At 37.7% G+C, this 22,026-nt stretch carries 15 protein-coding genes and 1 pseudogene; 11 read left to right on the top strand and 5 right to left on the bottom strand.

From position 1 onward, the window contains the following. Positions 1–28 precede the first annotated feature (28 nt). The 3 genes from mioC to ravA all read right to left on the bottom strand — a co-directional run bounded on the left by mioC (position 29) and on the right by ravA (position 3,579). Positions 29–478: an FMN-binding protein MioC gene (gene mioC / locus CCS41_RS00005; RefSeq protein WP_072549795.1), complete on the bottom strand. Its 450-nt coding sequence runs from the start codon at positions 476–478 to the stop codon at positions 29–31. 120 nt (positions 479–598) lie between these two features. After that, positions 599–2,065, bottom strand: coding sequence for an ATPase RavA stimulator ViaA (gene viaA, locus CCS41_RS00010; RefSeq protein ID WP_072549794.1), 1,467 nt, complete (start codon positions 2,063–2,065; stop codon positions 599–601). Further along, complete coding sequence (gene ravA / locus CCS41_RS00015) at positions 2,059–3,579, bottom strand: ATPase RavA (protein ID WP_072549793.1); 1,521 nt, start codon at positions 3,577–3,579, stop codon at positions 2,059–2,061. The genes viaA and ravA overlap by 7 nt, the downstream gene beginning before the upstream one ends. Positions 3,580–4,098: 519 nt before the next feature. Here ravA and kup point away from each other — a divergent pair. Next, positions 4,099–5,967, top strand: coding sequence for a low affinity potassium transporter Kup (gene kup / locus CCS41_RS00020; RefSeq protein ID WP_072549792.1), 1,869 nt, complete (start codon positions 4,099–4,101; stop codon positions 5,965–5,967). A gap of 151 nt (positions 5,968–6,118) precedes the next feature. On the opposite strand, the gene CCS41_RS17455 is transcribed toward kup, so the two are convergent. Further along, the gene (locus CCS41_RS17455; RefSeq protein ID WP_083429572.1) at positions 6,119–6,244 is read right to left on the bottom strand and encodes an IS1 family transposase; all 126 of its coding nucleotides are present in this window, start codon (positions 6,242–6,244) and stop codon (positions 6,119–6,121) included. Positions 6,245–6,289: 45 nt separating this feature from the next. Here CCS41_RS17455 and CCS41_RS00030 point away from each other — a divergent pair, with 45 nt between their 5' ends. The 4 genes from CCS41_RS00030 (at position 6,290) to CCS41_RS17460 (ending at position 15,806) form a co-directional block, all read left to right on the top strand. Further along, positions 6,290–6,472 carry a hypothetical protein gene (locus tag CCS41_RS00030; protein WP_072549791.1) on the top strand — a complete coding sequence of 61 codons (183 nt, stop codon included), beginning with the start codon at positions 6,290–6,292 and terminating at the stop codon, positions 6,470–6,472. A 16-nt stretch (positions 6,473–6,488) separates the two neighbouring features. Next, complete coding sequence (locus CCS41_RS00035; protein WP_119796996.1) at positions 6,489–10,541, top strand: TcdA/TcdB catalytic glycosyltransferase domain-containing protein; 4,053 nt, start codon at positions 6,489–6,491, stop codon at positions 10,539–10,541. A gap of 92 nt (positions 10,542–10,633) precedes the next feature. Further along, the gene (locus CCS41_RS00040) at positions 10,634–14,779 is read left to right on the top strand and encodes a hypothetical protein (RefSeq protein WP_119796997.1); all 4,146 of its coding nucleotides are present in this window, start codon (positions 10,634–10,636) and stop codon (positions 14,777–14,779) included. A gap of 742 nt (positions 14,780–15,521) precedes the next feature. Beyond that, positions 15,522–15,806, top strand: a complete 285-nt coding sequence (locus CCS41_RS17460; RefSeq protein WP_083429570.1) for a TcdA/TcdB catalytic glycosyltransferase domain-containing protein — start codon at positions 15,522–15,524, stop codon at positions 15,804–15,806. On the opposite strand, the gene CCS41_RS00055 is transcribed toward CCS41_RS17460, so the two are convergent. Beyond that, positions 15,775–16,458: an IS630 family transposase gene (locus tag CCS41_RS00055; RefSeq protein WP_072549787.1), complete on the bottom strand. Its 684-nt coding sequence runs from the start codon at positions 16,456–16,458 to the stop codon at positions 15,775–15,777. The two genes, CCS41_RS17460 and CCS41_RS00055, sit on opposite strands and share 32 nt — an antisense overlap. Here CCS41_RS00055 and CCS41_RS00060 point away from each other — a divergent pair. The 6 genes and pseudogenes from CCS41_RS00060 to CCS41_RS00085 form a co-directional block, all read left to right on the top strand. After that, positions 16,429–16,740, top strand: a pseudogene (locus CCS41_RS00060) (IS1 family transposase); the annotation flags it as partial. The gene CCS41_RS00055 and the pseudogene CCS41_RS00060 sit on opposite strands and share 30 nt — an antisense overlap. Positions 16,741–16,882: 142 nt before the next feature. After that, positions 16,883–17,209, top strand: a complete 327-nt coding sequence (locus CCS41_RS00065) for a hypothetical protein (RefSeq protein WP_072549785.1) — start codon at positions 16,883–16,885, stop codon at positions 17,207–17,209. 49 nt (positions 17,210–17,258) lie between these two features. Then, positions 17,259–18,281: an IS630 family transposase gene (locus tag CCS41_RS00070; RefSeq protein ID WP_119796998.1), complete on the top strand. Its 1,023-nt coding sequence runs from the start codon at positions 17,259–17,261 to the stop codon at positions 18,279–18,281. Positions 18,282–18,344: 63 nt separating this feature from the next. Then, on the top strand, positions 18,345–18,605 hold the full coding sequence (locus tag CCS41_RS00075; RefSeq protein ID WP_072550756.1) for a hypothetical protein: 261 nt from the start codon (positions 18,345–18,347) through the stop codon (positions 18,603–18,605). A gap of 68 nt (positions 18,606–18,673) precedes the next feature. Then, positions 18,674–19,078, top strand: coding sequence for a hypothetical protein (locus CCS41_RS00080; protein ID WP_072550757.1), 405 nt, complete (start codon positions 18,674–18,676; stop codon positions 19,076–19,078). A gap of 255 nt (positions 19,079–19,333) precedes the next feature. After that, the gene (locus CCS41_RS00085) at positions 19,334–22,021 is read left to right on the top strand and encodes a TcdA/TcdB catalytic glycosyltransferase domain-containing protein (protein ID WP_072550758.1); all 2,688 of its coding nucleotides are present in this window, start codon (positions 19,334–19,336) and stop codon (positions 22,019–22,021) included. Positions 22,022–22,026: the final 5 nt, after the last annotated feature.

Genomic DNA, 22,026 nt, shown 5'->3' on the forward strand with positions numbered 1-22,026 from the left:
GGTTTATACATTTTTGATCGCGTAATGTTTACTCTGTTGTGTGTAATTTGATCCAATCAACTAACCATTCTTCTGCGGGATCTTCTGGTACGCTACACTTGAGGACATTGATTTCAAGTATTTGGCCGATCCTTTTGGCTCCTCGCCTGAGTAACTCTTGATCCAGTTTTTTGATGGCACCACAAAAATGATCGTAACTCGAATCGCCGAGACCTATTGCGCCGAAACGGATCTGTGATAGATCGGGTTTCTGTTGTTCAATTTGCTCTAATAAGGGCTGAAGATTGTCCGGTAACTCACCTGCACCGTGGGTAGACGTGATAACTAGCCATTCGCCGTTGAGTACTAGTTCATTTAGTTTAGGGCCATGCATCACTTCGGTGGTAAAACCAGAAGCGTTTAATTGTTCAGATAAACATTCAGCGACATCTTCGGCATTGCCAAGTGTACTGCCACTGATCAAGGTAATGTGAGACATAAAAGACCCAGTTAAAGAGAAGAAAAGTTGCCATTGTACGCTGTGAATTGACTGGGATCTACCTGTGGATAATATGGGGATAATGGCAATTGTTCGGGATAAAGTGTGGTGTTTATTATTTTAGTGTCGCCAACGACGGAGTAAGCGACTTTTTAATCCGTTATCAAAACGCCAGATATGATCGAAGATCTGCATGATCCCAGGCTTACCATAGGATGACATTGCTATAGCATGAAATCGATGTTGATGAATTTGCTGTTGTGTTTTTATTTTTTTGATCAGATCTTGTGGTAAGCGCTGGGCAATAAAATCTGAAATGATGATGGCATCGGTATCAATCCACTGCTGTTCTTCCATTTTTGCTAAAGTATTCGCCAGACAGGCTGCCAGATCTGTTCCACCGCGAAAGCGTTGGCCGAGGAAACGTATTGCCTGTTCGATACCGTTGTCTGCTGAGAGTTCATAATGGACGACTTCAGTGGCAAATAGCATAACGTAACAGCGTCGGCTATCTGCTAGCGCAATACGTAATAACGCCAAACAGAATGCTTTGGCACATTGTTCACTGAATTGTCCCATCGACCCTGATGTATCGACACATACGATAAAGGGGCCGCGTGGCTGCTGTTCACCGCCTTGTTGGTTGACCGTTCGTTGCCATTGTTGTTTTTGCCAGTGATCTCCTTGTAAACGGTACGTTAATAAGCGTCGTTCGAGTAAACGGCGATAAAATTCAAATTCTAGTTCATTGATCCCCAATAGCATTAATTCAGTTGGCAGTAAACGTAAAATATCATTGCTTTGCTGGATCCCACTGACTTCTTCGGGAAAGGTATCGGGTTGCCGTACCATTAGGGTATAGGATCCAACATGGGTCTCTGCGTTCGGTTGTGTTTTCGCTGTTTTACTACGACCTAATTGCTCGGCTATTTGTTGCAATTCTGTTTGTTGCTGTAGAAAATCAGTGTATTGCTGGAGTAGTTGGTAGTCGTTTTGTTGTAGTTGGCCGTGGCTCATATCCCAAAGTCGACCCGCTGCGGTGTCGTTATCCGCTAGTAAAGGTTCGAGAGCACCGCTTAATGCTAGCCGCTGTTGTAATTCTGCCAGTAATTTCTCTTTTTCCTGTTCTAATAATGTGTGGTGAATGTTCAAGGTTTGCAGGGTTAAGCTAAGACGCCAGCGTTGGAGAAATAAGCATTGTAAACTTTCTCCTGATGGTGGATTTTGTTCGAAATCAGACGCATCGATTATATTTTTTGCCTGAGTTAAAAAAGGTGAATTGAGCGTCGTTAGCTCATCGACAATCGCTGTCAAATGTTGATAAAAAAGAGTACTGTTTTCCTGTTGACTATGCTGATATAAAAAAAATTCTTCTGCTAAATTTGATGGTACCCTGGCTTCCTGGATGCGTTGTTGAAAATTCTGTTTCCATCTGGGGATATCTTTAGTCAATGCGCGTTTAATACGCGGAAATTTTGCAAACAATGTCGCCAGTTGCGGTGTTGCCAGTACGCCAATCACTATTTCTTCTACCAAGGTTCCTTCGCTGATAGAAAGCAGCATATCCAGTGTCGCTAGGCTTAACATCGATGATGATCCGTACCGTCTTTGTTGCAGGTGAGTTTTAATTCTTCAGCGACGTGAAGCAGACTGGCTTCGATTTTTACTCGCCAGGAAGAGGGAATAAAAAGGCAAGCTTGCTGTTGGTTGAAAAATTTTCGTTGTTCTGATAGGTGAGTGGCTACATCAGCTTTTTCTGTCAGTAATTCTGGTGGTGGATTTTCTATCAATGCTTTGGGCAATGATAATGCGGAGGTTTGACGGCTGATGTCCAGTACGACGATTTGACCTTGCTGGTTAATCTCCGCATCAATGGGTTGAGTAAAACCGATGCCATTTAATTTAGTGTGTAACTTTCCTCCTTTGTTGATCCAGAGAGATAAAGTTTCTTTATCGATTTGTAGGTAATTAACCTGGATATCATGCAAATAGAGTGGTTTTTGCAGTAACAACGTGAGTGTTGTTTCAAGCAGTGTTTCTGGCAAAAAGTAGTGGATCTTGCGACTAAAACCGCTACTTTTTTTCACCAAAGTTAATGCCTGTTGATCGTGTTGTTGTTGTTGAAATTGCAGCCATCGGCGATGAATATGTTGGAGTTGCATTAACAATCGCTGTTGTTGATACGCTTGCTCACATAACAGTTGCTCGAGTTGTTGTTGCAACAATTTTTGCGAGTCAAGATCATGCCACAGGCAATTTTTCAGCAAAATAAGATCAATGGGAGCAATGGTTTCACGACCACTAAAAAAGGCACTGGCTTGAAGTAACCTGAGTGATTTTTTCCAGCGTCGATCAGAAATATAAGGGGCTTGATCCAGGGTATTTAGCCGTTGACGTAGCAGAAAAATAAGCTCAAAACAGTGATCCGGCAAGTCGATTTTATCGATTAATGGTTGCCATTGACGAAATTCTTCATCGTTGATACTGAGATTTTCGGCTACCGGATTGTGATGATCATCCTGACGATTAAGCAGTAGTGCATGGAAATTTTGTTTATCTTGAACTTTATCTAACCACAAGCGGACTAACATGCGATCATAGAGTGCTTCCAGGCTGCTATCGGCATCCGGTAATTCATTGGAAGCCGTGATCAGTAAACGCATCGGAATTTCGTCTTCATGGTCGCCATTCCTAAAACGACGTTCGTTAATCGCGGTCAACAAGGTATTGAGAATAGCAGGTCCTGCTTTCCATATTTCATCAAGAAAGACGATTTCAGCCTCAGGTAAATAGCCCTTGGTTAGGCGTTGGTAGCGTCCTTCTTCTTTCAGGGCTTGGATGGATAATGGACCAAATACTTCCTCTGGGGTTGAAAAGCGGGTCATCAGGTATTCGAAAGCACGCGCATCGCGGAAGGCAAATTTCAGACGGCGGGCGATCAAACTTTTTGCTATCCCTGGTGGCCCGAGCAAAAATACACTTTCTCCACTTAATGCTGCTAATAGACATAAACGGATGGCCTCTTGTCTTTCGTAGAGTCCCCTTTCAAGCGCATTGCTTAGACGTGATATTCTTTCCACTAATTGAGATGATTTTTGCATAATTATTCTGTCTATTTCATTAGAACCTGTTCGAAATCTCTTGTGCTCGTTTGTACACTGCGGTTGCTGCACGCCGTGCGCCTTGACTTCACACCACTCTCTGATTTTGTAATAAGTCTATTGTGTAAACAATTTTTACTTGAGAATAAAAAACAAACCCTCTTTCTAAGTACATAGTTTGCTGATTAATAGAATTTTTCTAACCTTAAGGATAGTTCTACTGCCATTTACTGTCGTTTTTGCTGCTAGATTTAGGCTAGGCAATCATTCTAATTAATGCATACTGGACAAGCTACGGTTGGTACCGATGATTTCTGGCGAACGATGGTACTCATGTTCGATAATACAGTAATGTTCGATAATGCAACAAGGTATCGGTGATACAATGTTCAGCATGTTGTTAAGTTTACCATTATGTTAAGCAGGTTATGTAAGAGGTCTCATGGTGCCGCAAATTTTTAACCCGTTTTTAAACAATAAATACTAGTTTGTGGATGTTCAGGCAAAAAGAAATAAATTATGAGTACAGAACATAAACAATCTTTATCGGCAGTAACCTTGGCAGCAATAGGTGTGGCTTATGGTGATATTGGTACGAGTCCTCTCTATACATTGCGAGAGTGTTTTTCGGGGAATTATGGTTTTGATGTTCGTCCTGGTGTGGTGTTTGGGTTTTTATCACTGATTTTTTGGCTGTTGATTCTGGTCGTTTCACTGAAATACCTCACCTTTGTTATGCGAGCAGATAATGCCGGCGAAGGAGGCATTTTAACGCTGATGTTATTGGCCGGACGTAACACTTCGGCTCGTACTACTTCAACACTGGTCATGATGGGTTTGATTGGTGCTAGTTTTTTCTATGGTGAAGTGGTGATCACGCCTGCTATTTCCGTGATGTCAGCGATTGAAGGGTTAAGAATTAGCTCACCGTCATTGGATCATTACATCGTACCTTGCTCGATTGTGGTGTTAACTTTACTCTTTTCGATTCAAAAACATGGCACAGGCAGTGTAGCCAAGCTTTTTGCGCCTGTGATGTTGATTTGGTTTTTGACGCTGGGACTGTTGGGGTTACGTAGCATTATCGCTAATCCTGAGGTGTTAGCTGCGTTTCATCCCAAATGGGCGATCGCCTTCTTTACTGAGCATAGAATGGTTTCCTTTTTTGCCTTGGGTTCCTTGGTATTGGCGGTGACTGGTGTAGAAGCCTTGTATGCCGATATGGGACATTTTGGTAAATTTTCTATTCGCCTGGCCTGGTTTATTTTGGTGTTGCCTTCTTTGGTACTTAATTATTTTGGTCAGGGGGCATTGTTATTGAAAAATCCTGACGCTATTAAAAACCCCTTTTTTTTACTTGCTCCTGATTGGGCAATGACACCTTTGCTGATACTGGCAACCTTGGCAACGGTTATCGCCTCACAGGCGGTTATTTCCGGGGTTTTTTCGTTGACTCGTCAGGCGGTGCGTTTAGGTTATTTACCGCCCATGCGCATTGTTAATACTTCCGAAATGGAATCAGGGCAAATTTATATTCCAGTTATTAACTGGATTTTGTATATCTCTGTTGTTTTGGTGATTATCGGTTTTAAACACTCGAGTAATCTGGCCAGTGCCTACGGTATCGCGGTAACGGGTACCATGGTGATAACTAGCGTGCTATTTTGCACGGTAACACTGAAAAATTGGCACTGGAATCGCTTTTTTGTTGCCACCGTATTGCTAGCTTTATTATTCATTGATATTCCACTATTCTTGGCCAATGCATTAAAACTGTTTTCCGGTGGTTGGTTGCCACTGACCCTCGGTTTGCTGATGTTTATTATTATGACCACCTGGAAGAGCGAACATTTTCGTTTATTGCGCCGTATGCATGAACACGGCAATTCGCTAAAAGCAATGATAACTTCGTTGGAAAATTCACCCCCGATCAAAGTGCCAGGTACAGCGGTTTATATGTCACGAGCCGTTAATGTTATCCCTTTCGCACTGCTACGTAATCTTAAACATAACAAGGTATTGCATGAAAGGGTACTATTGCTGACTTTGCGCACAGAAGATGTCCCTTACATACATAATGTTCAGCGAGTAACAATCAAACAACTTTCGTCAACTTTTTGGCAGGTTAGGGCCAGTTATGGTTTTAAAGAGACGCCCAATGTTGAAAAAATTTTCCATCTCTGTGGTTTGGAAGGACTGCCATTCCAGATGATAGAAACCTCATTTTTTATGTCGTATGAATCTCTCATTTTAACTAAACGGCCGTGGTATCTTTTTTTTCGTGGCAAATTATTTATTGTACTTAGACGTAATTCGTTACGTGTATCCGATCAATTTGAAATACCACCGAATCGGGTGATTGAGTTAGGCACACAGATAGAAATTTAAAATATATAGAAAATTCAAAGTGTGATTTTTTCGTTGACATTTTTTTTGCATAAAACAGGAGTACAGTGAATGGATAGTGAAAAAAGTATTTTCCGTTCTATTGGTTTTTCTTGTATACGAAAGAGTTAATGAAATTATTCAGATTTTGTTCTCAATAATTGGATTTTACATTCAGTATAAAGCCAGTTTTTCTTACTGGCCTTTTAATCTGCGTTATTAAATTTAAATTATGCCTTTCAATTCGTAGGGTAAATATTTTGTCGGCTCTGTTTCTTATTGATAACTTCCCCCATCATTTAAATTATCTATTAGGAGATAATATATGGCTGCACGTAGTATTAAAATCAATATTTTTATAGCACATACTTTAAAATTTTCTCTGTTTCCACCTACGTTAAAATATGGTATTTTGACTGTCGAGCCACCAAAAATATTAAGTATTTTTCAAAAGTTTAGTTACCAATCCGAATCCTATTATTTTATGACCGGTACCGAAGGTCAATGAAAAAGGATCACCGATAATGCAACACGAAGAGATTATTAAACAACTTAAAAACATTACAATAGATCAAACAGAATATAACAAAAAAGGCCATTATTATGAATTTATCACAGCCCGTAATGAGTATTTATATCCCACCGAGCCTCTATTACCATCAAGAGAAACCAGACTGTTATTAAAAATGATAAACTGTCTTACTAAATGGATTGTTATCAATAATAGAAGGGGAGAAAGACGTTATAATCCTTTTTTATCCCAAAGACTCTCTGCACGTAAAGATTCTTTAATGGAAAACGTGCCTAAAATTCTACATTTTGTCTGTCTTTGTAAGATAACCGACATACAGAGAGACTACATCGATCTTTGGATACAAAACAATCCAGATTATGAAATCAATATCTGGATGGACGAAAATGCGTTACTTGCGCAAGAACTCGCTATACGTATACAAAAAAAAGCAAGTAAGCAGGCACTCATTTATGCAAATATCAATTTTGATGATTTTAAAAAAATGCTAACATCTTTCTTAAAAGTTTATTTCAAAGATTATTCATCACATCAGGAATTGGCTACGCAGGAAAAAATAGCGGTTGATTTTTTCAAAACATACTTCTACGAGAAAAATTTAAATATTGCTTTCGACAGGATTATAAAAAATTATCTTCAGATTATTAGAAAATTCATTATTGATAGGAAAATGATAGAAGAAGCAATCGCTAGTGGAATACAACAAGATCTAACCACCTGGGACCCTGAGAGAAAGGCAAAATGGCAATGGCATGAAAATTTTATTACTCCTAATGGTATTACCCTTATTAAAAAAGAAAAAATTTTTCAAGATACAATAACCAGATTGATGGATTTTATGCAGGTTGCTTTTACCGGTTATATCAATCATTCTAACCAGTTTACCGAAGAAAAAAAAGAAACAGTGATTTTCGAGAAGTATGAACTAGAAATAGAATTCAGTTTTAATACAAGAGCTAAAAGCATTATTGATGAATTTATACTTAATTTTGACAATATGGAATTATTCAAGCCAGATGAAGTGCACATCATTAAGAATACTTTTTATACTTGGAAAAAAAATGTTTTTGCTCGTGTTTTGCTACATTGGCAAGATAAAAGTTATAAGCATATAAAAATGATAAAAGGTGGCAATAGCATTGATGACGGTATTATTGATTTTTGTAAAAAATATCAATTAGGAGAAGAAGAAGAACTGGAAAAAATTATTATAAATAATGAAAATAATTTGTTAACGACTAGGACAGAACTGAATTCAGCCAATCCAAAGAGCAATATCCATATCATAAATAAAAATCCTGACTATGACTTTTATCGATATTACCTAGTAGAATTGATTTTACGAGGTAATCTGATTTCTGCGAGTAATATTATATGCTTAGAAATATTAAATGAATATGGTGGTGTTTATTTAAGTACTGATTTACTGCCTGCTATTAATGAAAATTTATTCAGATATTTAATTGATAAAACGTCGGAAGATCCAGAAGGAATACAAAATCAAGCAATTATTATAAAGTTTATTTTAAACGAATTGGTGCAAGATGGAAAAATGCTAGGGAGAACAAAAAAACCGATTGATGGTATGGATTCGAAAAAGAAAGCCGCTATACAGGAAAGGCTAGAAGAGGCAAAACAAAAAAATATCCCGCTGTTTGTCGGATTGGGAAACATTAAAGTCGATCCTTATTTTCAGTTTTTGTATAGTGCTGATGATGTCAAAGCGATGGTAGCGAAAAAGGGTGATGTTGTAAAAGGCAATCCATTTATTATTCAAATGCAGGCAAACCTAAAACAGACATACGATATTATATTCAAATACGATATCCATACGTCTAAAGAAGTCAGGAAATTATTGATATTAGCGTCGAATCAGGATCCAACTCTCATATTCTTACAGAAAGAAATGATCCCTAAAATCCAAACGGCTATTAAAAATGCAGGGTTGAAAATAAATATTAAAGCGATCTTTCATTATCGATTGGATATATTGAATCAATATGAACAGGCTACTCCTGAGATTTTGGGTATGCCTGCCTATGATTTTGCTTATTCTCAGTTACTAAATAAAATATTTAATAAAATACTGGATGAAAATGGCAATGAAGTGTCACCAACCGATCCCTACTTTTTTCAACAAAAAATTACTTTTTCTTTCAAAGCTGCAACCTTCCTAACCGAAGAAGCCACGCAATCCAGTCTGAGGGGATCCAACCGTTATCTTGAACCACTGACCAACCGTCCACAATACGGTGGTCAATACATCATACAAGCCAATGATGATGCGCAGAGCACTAAGATCGCATTATTTTTGTACAATCAACACAGAGATATGAGTGATTGGTATCTTTATGATGGAAAAAATGATCGCTTGATCTATCGGATGGCTACAGAGGATGAGAATACAGAAGCTAAAATACAGCAGGGAAAGAACATCATTTTAGTTGGCAATAGCAGTGCGATGACTTTTCTTTATGCTCTACGGATAGTAGAGCAACTAAAGAAAATTCTCCAGCCCGCCAGTCCTCATTATAGAACACGAGTGAGCCTATTAGCTTGTCAGTCTGCTACTGTGATATCTGGTGATAAAAACCTATTTATTAGCACGCTTTACAACGCTTTTGAACAGAGTATTCCCAAAATCAAAGTTGCATATATCATCAGCCAGAAAAGCTTATTCACTGTCGATGTAATGGGGCGTCGATGGAAAGGCAATCTGCCTGAGTTTAATGCCGATGTACCGCTAGCTGCGGGTATCCACTGGTGCGACGTAACAGATAATGACACTGAAATCATGGCTAGCAGATGTTCCACTGGGCTAGCGCTTTCCTATACAACTCAGTCTCTTGGCAGCAGCATGTTGATGCACAATAACGTTATTACTGAATTTAATAACACAGCGTTTGGATTGGGTTCTGTAATGGAAACGTTAAACTTTCACCCTGAGAAACGTGTAGCATGGATGAATAATCTGGAAAATCTCGATGGATGGATAGATTTAACGGTAGCTGAAGGGCTACTGAAAAATCTGAGAGAAGGCGTTGTTATTATACCTGCCGAAAGCATGGCACTGGCCGTGGCGATGGGGAAACTCACACATGAACTGATTATCAATGATCCTAATCTTGACAGAATCATTGCCCTTATGAAGGCACTAAAACGAAGTTTAGAGGCTGAAAGTTACGTAGATTGGCTTGAAAGCCTCAATTTAAGTTGTGGAAAAAAACAGTTTGAACGTCTTGTCAACACGCTTTTCAAAACACCCAATACGCTTGAGCAAGCTTTTAAACGTCTTCAATCGAGGGTACGTGCTAATCGCTTTACGTTTTTTAATCTTAATCTGGATAAAGAAGGTGCGGCCAGGCATATATTGCAAGGAATGAAAAGCGACTCTGTCATTAAAGCCATTTTCTTGGGAGATATTGAAAGGCAGCTATTACGTAACATTGCAATAAATGACGATGAACAGTTTCAGATTACGGAAGTTGCCCGCACGATTAAAATACTTGAAAGCAATTTTAAAATTTTAATCGAAAAAAATGCAGATCAAAGTAACCCTCCTCCACTCACACTTTACAGTTATTCTTTATGGGATCCTAACGCTAATGTGAGTTTGGAACAGCAAAACATAATTTTTTTGCAAAAAAATTATGTTAATAGTCAATATATACAGAGAGTGGGGCAATTAACCTGGAGCAAAGGATTTCATCCCAGCTTGATTAACGCGGATCAATATAGCCATGCACAAGCATGGATACGTGAACATCAAGCATTAAGGCAAAAAAATCGCGTGCTGGCTCAGGGGGAATGGTTAGAGTTATTATCGCAGCTAAAATATGATCCGATAGATGCTACTTACACTGTCAGTTATCTTAATCTCCGCAGTCGTAGTATTACTGAGGTCAGTAGCAAAAATTCTATGTTTGCTGACATGACATTGTATCTTGATAAGCGTGCTCAACTGATTAGAAAAAATTATTCGTTAACCAGAAAAAAGCAAGTGCTCGCGCGATCTATTGGTCATATGGGGGAGCGGGGGGCATAGGTAGTTTTGATGATTCAATAGTTTCTTTATACCATTCTTTTAAACAACTGATTACCTCTTCCGAAGGGGAAGATGATCCTCTTTCTGCTACCATGAAATTTCATGTCTGGGTTTCCCTGGTTTCAGATTTTAATAATGTAGTCAGTGCCGCATCGACTCTAACAGAAGGCAGCTATCGATTCGCGGAATCTATCATTAATATCGGTTGGCTTTTTAAACGATTAAGAGAGCCAATTAATTATTTGTGGAATTATAGTCATCATATCAATGAATCTCCAATTATGAAAAGGATAGGAAAATCTACAACAGAGCTGGGGTTAACCTTGGGTTTCACTGGTTTTTTGCTCAATGCTTATGAATATTATGAAGCTGAAAATGATCGTCAACGTAACCTAGCATTAACCAGAATGGTTTTTGATGGTGTAGGACTGACTTTTAGTATAGGGAGCTTGTCAGTTATGGAATCGACATGGACACTTCCTCCGATGCTGGCAGTCATTTTGGTAGGCTATGGTTTATCTAAAGTGAGTGAAAAAATTAGTGCCAAGATAGAAGGTACGATTAACAATACAACTAAAGCACGATTGTGCGGCATGTGTTTTAATCATCTCAAAAAAAGTCTTGAGCAGGGTGGATTTACGATAATAAATAAAGCGCTACAGCCTTTAGAAGGTGCGGTTATAAAAACTATTAATCTGGAGGACAGCAGAGCACCTACTGTGATATTTGATGAGACAGGTGTACAAATACGCAAAAAAACGACCCAAGGAAAAAATCTCATTAATAATACTGAAAATTCAAAAGCCTACATCAATCTCTATCATCTAAGTGGCATGAAAAAAGATCAAGTCATCGCTATAACAGATTTGCCTGCTGCCGATCAGCCTGCGGTGAATACACTGATTCTACCCAGATCCCCTAGGACAAAAATTGATCCCGTTTATGCTAAAACCGATTTTATAAAATGGAGAGATGATGCTGAATTTGATGCGATGCGCTATTTTGCTAAAAAAGATCCTCATTTTATTTTTAATTTTTATAAAAAAACGGGATTTCTGACGGACTCTATTGAAAAATTTATCGGTCTAGATTGGATGGCACTCACCGAACTAAAGTGTCGCTATGAAAAAACGGATGTGAATATTTATCTCGGTAGAGAAGAATACAATTTGATTGCACCAGGAATTAAGGAAGATCAAAAAATAGAGGATTCTGTATACAGAAAATACCTACACTATATTTTACATGCACCTAAAGAAGGAAAAGCGATAATTTTTTTAGTATTAAGCCGGGGGCAGGCCGATATCACCCTTGAATGTAATAATATGGATGTTACCTGGATCATCAGTGCCAATCATAAATATCTACGTGATATGAGATTGCAAAAAACCCTAGCGGGTTATAAATTTATTGAAAATGTGCCTGCTAAGCAGGGTGAAAAAGACAGTATTGTATTAAATATTACCAATTTAGCCAGGACACAGGCTACTTTCCATTTGTATATGGGGGTTGCGACCACGGATCTCCATGGCCGATTAATTGTTAGGGAGCTTAATGCACAAAAGGTATTGGAAGAACTAAGACCGGCTTCACGATCGATAAATTATATGAACACGGAAGGAATAATAAAAGCCGATCTTGCCGCTATGATCCCGAAAGCAAAGAGTCGGCAAGTAGCACAATATACTCGCATACAAAATTTTACTTTAAAAGGTGACGAAGAGAGTTGCCATGTTTATTATTATTCTTATACAAATGATTTTGTTCGGACAGAAAATAAAATAGGTACATTTTTTTATAATACCAAACGTCAGAATGTCCAGTTACTTCTCTTCAGTGAACGTTATGCCTGGTTTAAGGGGGATTTGCTGATACCTATTGATGTAAATGGCATAAAATATATTTATGCTTATCGAAATATTATTTGGATGTCAGAAGCGGAAAATAAAGAATTAGTACAGATTTATTTTCCAATCGGTTATCTGCCTGATATTCTTAATCCTGATGGGACGATAAAATTTTCTTCTCCAGCAAAGTTAAAAATAATCACTAAACTGAAAGACGAAAATAGATTTATTTTTTTAGAACAAAGCTATACTTATAAGCGACGTGATATTGATGAATGTTTTTTTCTGCAATATTGTATTGATAGCCAATATCCTGAAAAAGGATTGACACTGATTGAGGCGCGTAGCTTACCGGCAAAGATAAAAAATGAAATAATTGAGACAATTAGCGTAGAGGCTTTCAGTCGTTTTATGCAAGCACAATCGCATTCTGATTTTTATAAAATACCTGAGTTTCTCAGAAAAATTGATCCTTGGACGCGTGCTGGAAAGAATATAAAGCCGTTATTCAATGGGATAACAGATACAATTATTTCGATAAAAAGGCGATTTATATGGCCATTAAAGAACAGTATTCATAAGAAGGGGTATATTATTGAGCGTATTCCTCTTATTCTGAGTGGCCACACTGATAACATTCACTATGCTGGCACAACGATGGTAGAAATACATGAAAATAATTTTGTTAATCAACCTACTAATCGCCGTTACTACCATTTTTGGAGTACTACTTATAGGGAACAAAAATTTGAAAAATTGTATGTTCAACAGGATGATGATACTGCGACAGAAATGTTATTGATTGATTTTAATATTCAGAATGATCAGGTGTTAAGCATAAAAGAAACGATTATTACCACGACTGATGGTCTGTTATATGCTTTATATGATGATCAGAGTCTCTCATTTGTTGGCATGGGTAAAAATTGGTTAAGAGAACACGCTGATTGGTGGGTTTATTTTAGAGAATACATCGATGAGCTGACAAATAAAATGGAAGGTTTGGTTCCATTATCAATCGGACAAACAAAGACGATTAAAATTTCCTCTTATCTTACTCTCTCTGGTTTACAACAGAATGATGAGGCAGGATTATTGGCCGTTTGGTATGACAGAGACAGTAAGAGCTTTATTATTTGTCAACGTGATAACAACCAACAGTTAAGCTACCTAGGAATAGATAGAAACAGCCAAAAAGGTGCCTGGCTAATGAATATTAGGGAAGATAAAAGTAAAGAAATTGGTTATATCAATACTATGACAAGCGATGAAGTGATGCACTCTTTTCATAAAACAGTCTTAAGAAAAATGGCGGTAATACCGGATTTGATCAAAGTCATTTCAAAAAGGGAGCGAGGTACTGTTCTCTACTTTACACAGGTCAATGCAGAAAATAATGGATATATAAAAGGGACTACCACCGATGGTCTGTTATTGCAAATTAGTAGAGAAAACAGAACCTTTAAAATCATATTATTAGCAGTTACACCGGCGTTTACTGATCATTATGTTAATAATTTATCAGGTATGAAAAATGAACTTTCCGAACTAACTAAAGTTTATACTTACCCCGAAATAATAAAAATTATGTTATCTAATGATCAGCAAGGTTGGTATTATCCAAAAATAAATATACTGTTTATGCCGATTAAAAAAAATGAAGCGACTATCAAGAATATCTATAATTTAAATCAGTATCTTGGTTTTAATCAGCAAACCCACTGCGCATACTTTATTAGTAATAGTAATCATCAATCTGTTTTAATTAAAATGTATCAAAATGATCAGCAGAATGGTGCAATAAAAGAACCTGAAATTATTTCTAACCAAGAGCTGCTTTACGAACGTACGGATGCTCTGCTTATTTTAAATAGTGGGCGTGTTTCCACCCTTGCTAATAATGAATATGTTAATATTCACGTGCCTGCTTTACTGATAACTACGCCAGTTACGCAAGATAAAAGTGCTACTTTTACCTTTAAAGTAGATAAATTCAATTATCCAGTGATATATCTTGAGCATGCAAACGAAGGGAGTATGCGATGTATAATGCCTGATGCCATACCTGAGACTGTATTGATCTCGAGAAAATTTAATTTTCTCTGCCTATTTGTAAGAAATAATTTATTTATCATTAATCATTCTTTTAGAGCTACCGGTAATCACTCTAGCTCACGTCTACAATTATTATTCAAAGGTATTATAAAACCGGCATCAAATTTTTCTAATCATTATTCTGTGATTCCAGGTGATGTTATAACGGATAGAGATACGCTTCTTTTTGATGTTTTTATTACCGTTGAAAAATTAACAAAATATTATATTGAGCAAGCAGATGAGAACACAAAAGATGGACATGTCATTATTCCTCTCCCCAAATTATCTTCATAAAATTAGATGTTTTTAAAAAATATCCTTTGTTAATTAAAATGTAACCTGAATTTAAACTATTATTCTGATAAGACTCCGATAGCAATAGCAAAAAAATAACAGATAAATAAATACTATGGAACGCTCAATAATTATTAAAAAATTAGTCAGTGTTATCAAGAATAATAATTATTATAATGTAAATTTTATTTATAGAAAATTTATCGATACCAAGAAAAAATACCAGCTCATGTCCCAAAAAATGAGTGCACAACAAAAAATGGCGTTATTATTAGGGATGATTAACAGTACTTTTTATCCGATGTTTTGACCAATAAAAATGGGCAGCGACAGAATAATTATGTGCTACAAAATTTACTGTTATTCCGTAAGAAAACTATTATGGAATCAGTCGATGAAATATTACATTTTATCTGTTTAAATAAAATAGAAGATATTCAACGAGAAAACATTAATTTATGAATACAACAAAATCCTCATTATCAAATAAAACTTTGATAGACAACAATGCTTATCTGGCACGAGAGCTGTTTATACGTATACAAAAAAAGCCACCAAGGAAGTGCTTGAGAGTACTTCTATTGTCCAGGATAATTTTTATGCACTTTTTGAAAGCCAAATAATGAAATGGCAAAATAAAATCTACCGGTACATACAATCAAATAATCGAATGGTTTTTGATATGGCAGTCAGAAATTTTTTAATCGAGCATCATTTAGGCCAGTCAAAATAATTATCAGAGATCTGGGATAATAATTATTACAGCTTTCAAGCTGCTTTAACTCAATTAAAAAAAGATAATCCTCATACTTTTATTTATGTTGGGAATATAGATCAGATCCATAATAGGCAAAAAGAACCTCAGTTGTATATTAAAGAACTTGCTCTGCGTGGGAATATCATCGCTGCAAATGATATTCTGCGCTTGCTAATATTAAAAAAACAGGGTGTAGTGTGTTTAGATACCGATGTACTATATATGAACGACATAATAATCACATCATATATTCTGAAAATAAGGTATTGATGTCACAATTGAGGTCTCTTCTCTTACTTTTAGCCTGTGCCCATTTATGTTCAATGGGATTGAGGTCAGGAGGGTAAGGAGGCAGGTATTGAATCAGATGCCCGGCGTTGATAATCGCGAGTTGAATGTCCTGACGCTTGTGAAAACTGGCGTTGTCCATGACGATGACACAATGAGGAGGGAGAGAAGGCTGGAGAAGCTGTGTGACCCAGGCGTAAAAGACATCACTGTTAACCGGGCTGGAAAACAGGACAATCGCCATCAACACCGTGCCCAATAACGCACCGATAACATTCGTTCGCCTCTTGGCCTGCCCATTTTGGAGGCCAGAACAGCGTTGACCTCGCGGAGAATATCCATGGGTTCGTGGCATATCTTTTGCGCAACCGCTTTCGTCAAGATAACCCAACGATTTTCCCTGCTCTTTATAGCCGTCTCTCTTTTCCTGGAAGGTACACCGTACGTCTTCGTCTGCCCTGGGATGACGCAGGTTTTTTTTATAGGTGATGCCCCATTTTTTCAAGGCTTGCCAAATGGATTTCGTGCACACCTTAAAAGGGGCCGCGTGTTCCCGTTGGTAAGCATCTGGATAAAGCTCAACATCTTTGACCAAGGCTTCAGGGAACTTCGATTTAAGCGGATCATAGCCCATGTTTTTGGGAGGAGAGGTATCCCAACGCTTCAGAGCCTCCTTGAGCTGTTAGCCCCTTTTCACGTTGCCTTCTTCTGTACAGATAATTTTACGGCTTATTCGATCTTACCTTCCGCAAATCACATCGTTGGCAAGCTTTATACACAAAGGATAGAAAGAGAAAATTTAACACTGAGAACGAGACTTAACCGATTGAATCGTAAAACGATAGGCTACTCAAAATCTGAAAAAATGCACGATAAGATTATTGAGACATTCATTGAGAGGGAATATTACTTTTGATACTTGAATAATCTATTGAATACATAACCAAACTGCGCGCAGATTGTATGCAAGAACAGTGTCGTTTGAAATTTAGTACGGTCACACAATTTGATGTTGTCAGCGTATTTGAAGAGTTGATTAACCCTAATAACTGTGGTTGGTGCAGATTATAAACATAGAGGAAGGTATCCGCCACCATGAATGGATACAAACACTGTTTGGCACGATTGCGCTTGGTTTTGATGCAGCGAGCTTATTTTTTAATGGATTAAAAAATGGTATGAACGAAGCTGGACCACATTTTGCTACCTCACAAAAACGTGACAAAAAAATTATTACAGCAGTGATGCAGGTGGCTGGCAAAACGACGGATTTACCGATTACATCTTGGATAGATAATATGATGCATTTACCGTTAAGTCTAATCCTCATAATCTGGCATTGCCGCGTGCAAGGGTGCCAGGGAGCGAAAAATATATACCCGTGATCAATGAAGATGCTTGATTTTGAAGTCGATAAGGATCATGCTCATAGCCATGAAAATAGAGCTGACTGCTGACCAGAAAATTACCCTCGAAGCCCAACATCGTCAAAGCCATGACCGCCGTGTCTGTGACAGGATCCGGTGTGTTTTGTTGTCCGCAGACGGCTGGACTCCCCCTATGATTGCTCACTCACAGCTCATTAATGAAACCACGGTGCGGCGCCACCTTACAGACTATCATAAACTCAACAAGCTCAAGCCTGAAAATGGCGGCTCCGATGGCTATCTCAATGCGGAACAGACCACGTCGCTGGTTGAACATCTCACCCAGCCGCTCTACCACCACAATCACCAAATTGTGGCCTATATCGCTGGACGCTGGAACATCACCTTTACCGTATCAGGTCCGTATAAAGGGTTGAAGCAGCATGGCTTTAGCTATAAAAAGCCGAAAGGTGTTCCGCATAAATTTGCCGTTGAGAAACAGCAGCAATTTATAAAGACCTACAGCGAATTGAAAGACGCCGCGGGTAATGACCCCATACTGTTTATTGATGCCGTTCATCCGACACAAGCCGCCAAAATAAGCTACGGCTGGATACGAAAAGGCCAGGATAAAACGATAGAGACCACCGGGAGCAGAACGCGGTTGAATATCATGGGAGCCTTGAACATCCAGAATGTGGCTAACCCCATAATCCGTGATGATGAGACGATTAACAGCGAAAATGTGGTTCACTTCCTGTCTGCCATTCGCGCGCATTATCCCATCACGACAACGGCACATGTGATCCTCGAGGGTGCAGGCTATCACCGTTCACAGCTTGTGCAAGACGCCGCGCTTACGTTGAATATCCAGCTTCATTACCTTCCGCCGTATAGCCCGAATCTAAACCCGATAGAGCGATTGTGGAAGGTGATGAATGAGCAAACACGAAACAATAGATATTACCCATCTAAACAGAGTTTTAAGAACGATATCTTAAACTTCTTTGAGGTGAAGCTACCACAAATGGCAAGTTCTCTGGTATCTCGCTTAAACGATAATTTCCAGGCGCTAAATCCTGCATCTTGATTTCACTTGGGTATAAAATGGAAAGGTTATTCTGTCGTTTATGTCATCAATGAGGATCGTGTAATGCCGGTTAAAAACAGTGGAGGGGGCTATGAAATTGATTGGCACACAACAGAACCAAATTATGCCAGAATGATTACCCATAAAGCAGGAGAAAAATATTACACTAAAGTGAATTTAAAGGGAGGCAAAGGGGAATTGAGTATTGAAGACGGTATGCAATCTTTCTATTTAGACAGCTACTTCCCGAATTTAGAGCATATAGCAGAACGATTCTATTATAATTACAGCATAAAGATGAATCGTGTCGTATATTTATACTGAATAGTATTCATTATGTAATCAAAATTACACCGTACCGCTATAGGATCACTGTCAGAGAAGTATCTGATTTGTTACGTAAGGTAACAGATACCACGCTTTCTCCTCAGTTTGATGAGCTGTTTAATTTTTTATTTACTTTAATACTAGAAACAGGGAAAAAAACTGTTATTCTAATACACAGTTATCATAATATATATCGTCGAAGTCCTACTTTTAGGCGTTTGTTTAATTATGCTGTCCCTTCTCTAACTGAAAAACATAAAATTAAAATTGCATCGACAATTCAACCTTATTCTGATTTTGTTGGAAAGGTTATAAAATTTCCTGATGTATGTACCATGCTATTAATACCTCAGTATCTTAGTCTACCCGGGCAACCTGAAAATTTTTCTGCGATCCGAATTTACCTGCATGAAATGCTGCATATTTTGTTGAATTTAAGGGATCCTACACTTGGTGCTGGTAGTATCTAATCGGGGGACTATTGTTTATCTTACAAAAAAAGGATCTTCTTATTTAAGAAAATGTGGGCGGATCGGATGGCTATTCCAGGAGCGGAGCACGATCAGGTTATAGAATAATTTAAGCAAATTAAAAAAACTATATTAGACAAAGGAAATATATTATTGGTGAAAGCTACGCTTGCTCGGAGATTGGCATAAATTCAAGATTGCTATTTGGCAACGCTTAAAATATTTTAATAAATTTTTTATCAGGTGGTAAATCCTATGGAACGTTTAGATATTGTTGAGAAATTAAAAAACATCAATAAAAACGAAAACTATTACAAGAAAAATTTTCTATATAAAACTTTTTTTGATAGTAAAGAAGAATACGTTAAGATGATTCCTTCGACGGATCCAAAAAAGGAAATGGAACTTTTATTGAGAATGATGAGATGTATTAAAGATGGCGTGATTGTTGTTGATAAAGATGAACAACTCCTCAATATAGAATTAACCTTAAATTTACTTTTATCACGTAAAAAAACCATGATGGAAACGGTTAGTGAGACCCTACACTTTATTATCCTGGGTAAGATAGAAAATATTCAAAGGGAATATATTAATCTGTGGATACAACAACACTCTCATTATAAAATAAAAACTTGGACGGACAACAATACTTATTTATCACGTGAGATATTTGTACGTATACAAAAAAAAGCGAGCCAAGAGACGTTTGATGATACCAATACAGATAACAATGATTTTTATACATTCTTTAAGAGCAATGTTATTGGATTGCAAAACGAAATCTATCAATATATGCAAGAAAATACTCACATTTCTTTCGATATGGCAGCTAAAAATTTTTTGATTAGACATACATTGGGTGATCCAGAAGAATTGCTAACTATTTGGAACGATAATCACAAAAGTTTTACGGATGCCTTGGCTAAATTAAAAAAAGATAACCCTGATATTGTTATCGCTATAAAAAATATAGACGAACTGGATAATATACAGGAAGAACGAAAACTGTATATTAAAGAATTGGCACTACGTGGAAATTTTGATGCGGCTACCGATATTTTTCGTCTTTTAGTATTAAGACAATACGGTGGCGTATGCATTAATCCCGATCTATTGCCTGCTGTTAATAAGGAATTATTTGCCGATATAATTGAAAGAACGCTTAGCGATCCAGAAGGTATAAAAAGCCAAGCTATTATTCTTAGAGTCATTCTTGATGAATTGATGGAGCAGGATATGATGCCAACGCGAGAAACCTTGCTGGAAAGCTACCAGTTGGCGAGCATCGATCCCAAAATTGAGCGGGTCATTAAGCAACTGGTCGCATTAGCACAAAAAAGTGGCACACCGTTGTTCATGCCACTTGAAGAGCTGAAGGTAGACCCTTATTTTCAGTTTAGCTATACCCTCTACGGTGATGGTGTGGTTCTAGCAAAAGCAAAAGCAGAGGAAAAAAGCCATTTTATCGATCAGATATTAGAAAATTTGCAATGCATTCATAAAATTATTGATAATCCGGAACACAACATTAACGGCCTTTCCGAGATCCTACTTTTACCGGAGAAGGTCAATCCAGCGCTCGAACAACAGCTTGCCAATCAAAATGTTATTGTTGATATTGAAGCGCTTATTGGTTATCGGCATACGGCTATGGCACGGTATGATCGCGTGACCCCTGGACTGGCGGGCATTCGTGCTTATGATAATCTTTATTTTTATCAATTGTTGCAGATTAATGCGATACCGGTAGTAGAAAATAAATATAAATTTCAACAATTTACTTTTTCTTCTTTTATTAGTGTTTCCTGGATCACTGAGCAATCCGAACAGTCTCGCCTCCTAGGGAAAATGCGCTATCACGAGGTTTTTACTTGTTGCCCGCAATATTATGCTCAGTGCATTATACAACTTTCTCATAATGATCTGCTTTGTGAGGAAACCGCTAAATTTCTCTATCACACAAACACGGAATTGAATGCTTGGTATAAGTATAATAAGAGAACTCAAGAGCTTATAAAAGTAAAGGAAGCACCTGATCTTCACCTTAAAAAAGAAACCCGTATTCTGTTGGTGGGTGACGGTAGCCCAATAAACTTTTCAGTGCAGGATGTCACTCAATTATTGGTACAACATTCTATAAAATGGGGAAATGAGAATGTAGAAAGGGAACAGCTCATATTTATTGGCTGTGGTTTAATGCAATCAGCAATAGACTTGTTAAGAAACCGTGATGAGTGGGGTAGAATTAAAGCAGAATGTTCTACAGCAGATAGGAATTACGAACTTAGTGAGACACTTGATTCGCGTAACGTATTTGCCATCGATTTTATTGAACGCTTATATCTCTTTTTAGAGAGCAATCATATTTTCATTAATCATATTCTTGTTCAGGAAAACCTGTTCACTATTGATGCCATGGGACAGCGATGGCTTGGTAAGCCGAAGGCTGTGCGTCAGGGATTTAGACAAAAAATAAACTGGGTCGTAGCGAGTAACTGTGATAAAAAGATCAAATTTACCCTCCGTAATACGGTAGTAAAACGTGAATATCAGCCGATTGAGCAAGATCTCGCTGTACGTATCCGTGTGGTCACTGAGTTTGATAAAAACCAGTTTAGCCTGGGTGATATATTGCAGTCCCGTCTGGTTAATAACGAAATACTTCCTGAACGTCTTCCTAATCCTGAAAAATTAGACGGATGGATAGATGCAAATATGGCTACCGGCCTCAAAGAGGCTATTTTGCGGGGAGCCGTATTGATTAATGCTGATAGCATGGCATTAATAGTAGGTATGTATAATAGTACAAATGAAATTTTGATAGTCGATGCGAACGATGTTGGCGTTACTATGCTGATAAAAGTATTGCAACAGGTGCTAGAGAAAAATTCATATCAGAGCTGGTTTGATGGGCTAGATTGTACTTGTGGAAAGCTGTAGCTACA

The sequence above is a fragment of the Candidatus Fukatsuia symbiotica genome, from assembly GCF_003122425.1.
GTDB lineage: Bacteria > Pseudomonadota > Gammaproteobacteria > Enterobacterales > Enterobacteriaceae > Fukatsuia > Fukatsuia symbiotica.

What these genes read in the sequence shown, in the direction of transcription:
- mioC (WP_072549795.1), bottom strand. Translation starts at nt 478, where the DNA reads ATGTCTCACATTACCTTGATCAGTGGCAGTACACTTGGCAATGCCGAA.
- viaA (WP_072549794.1), bottom strand. Translation starts at nt 2,065, where the DNA reads ATGTTAAGCCTAGCGACACTGGATATGCTGCTTTCTATCAGCGAAGGA.
- ravA (WP_072549793.1), bottom strand. Translation starts at nt 3,579, where the DNA reads ATGCAAAAATCATCTCAATTAGTGGAAAGAATATCACGTCTAAGCAAT.
- kup (WP_072549792.1), top strand. Translation starts at nt 4,099, where the DNA reads ATGAGTACAGAACATAAACAATCTTTATCGGCAGTAACCTTGGCAGCA.
- CCS41_RS00030 (WP_072549791.1), top strand. Translation starts at nt 6,290, where the DNA reads ATGGCTGCACGTAGTATTAAAATCAATATTTTTATAGCACATACTTTA.
- CCS41_RS00035 (WP_119796996.1), top strand. Translation starts at nt 6,489, where the DNA reads ATGCAACACGAAGAGATTATTAAACAACTTAAAAACATTACAATAGAT.
- CCS41_RS00040 (WP_119796997.1), top strand. Translation starts at nt 10,634, where the DNA reads ATGAAATTTCATGTCTGGGTTTCCCTGGTTTCAGATTTTAATAATGTA.
- CCS41_RS00055 (WP_072549787.1), bottom strand. Translation starts at nt 16,458, where the DNA reads ATGGGCTATGATCCGCTTAAATCGAAGTTCCCTGAAGCCTTGGTCAAA.
- CCS41_RS00070 (WP_119796998.1), top strand. Translation starts at nt 17,259, where the DNA reads ATGAAAATAGAGCTGACTGCTGACCAGAAAATTACCCTCGAAGCCCAA.
- CCS41_RS00075 (WP_072550756.1), top strand. Translation starts at nt 18,345, where the DNA reads ATGCCGGTTAAAAACAGTGGAGGGGGCTATGAAATTGATTGGCACACA.
- CCS41_RS00085 (WP_072550758.1), top strand. Translation starts at nt 19,334, where the DNA reads ATGGAACGTTTAGATATTGTTGAGAAATTAAAAAACATCAATAAAAAC.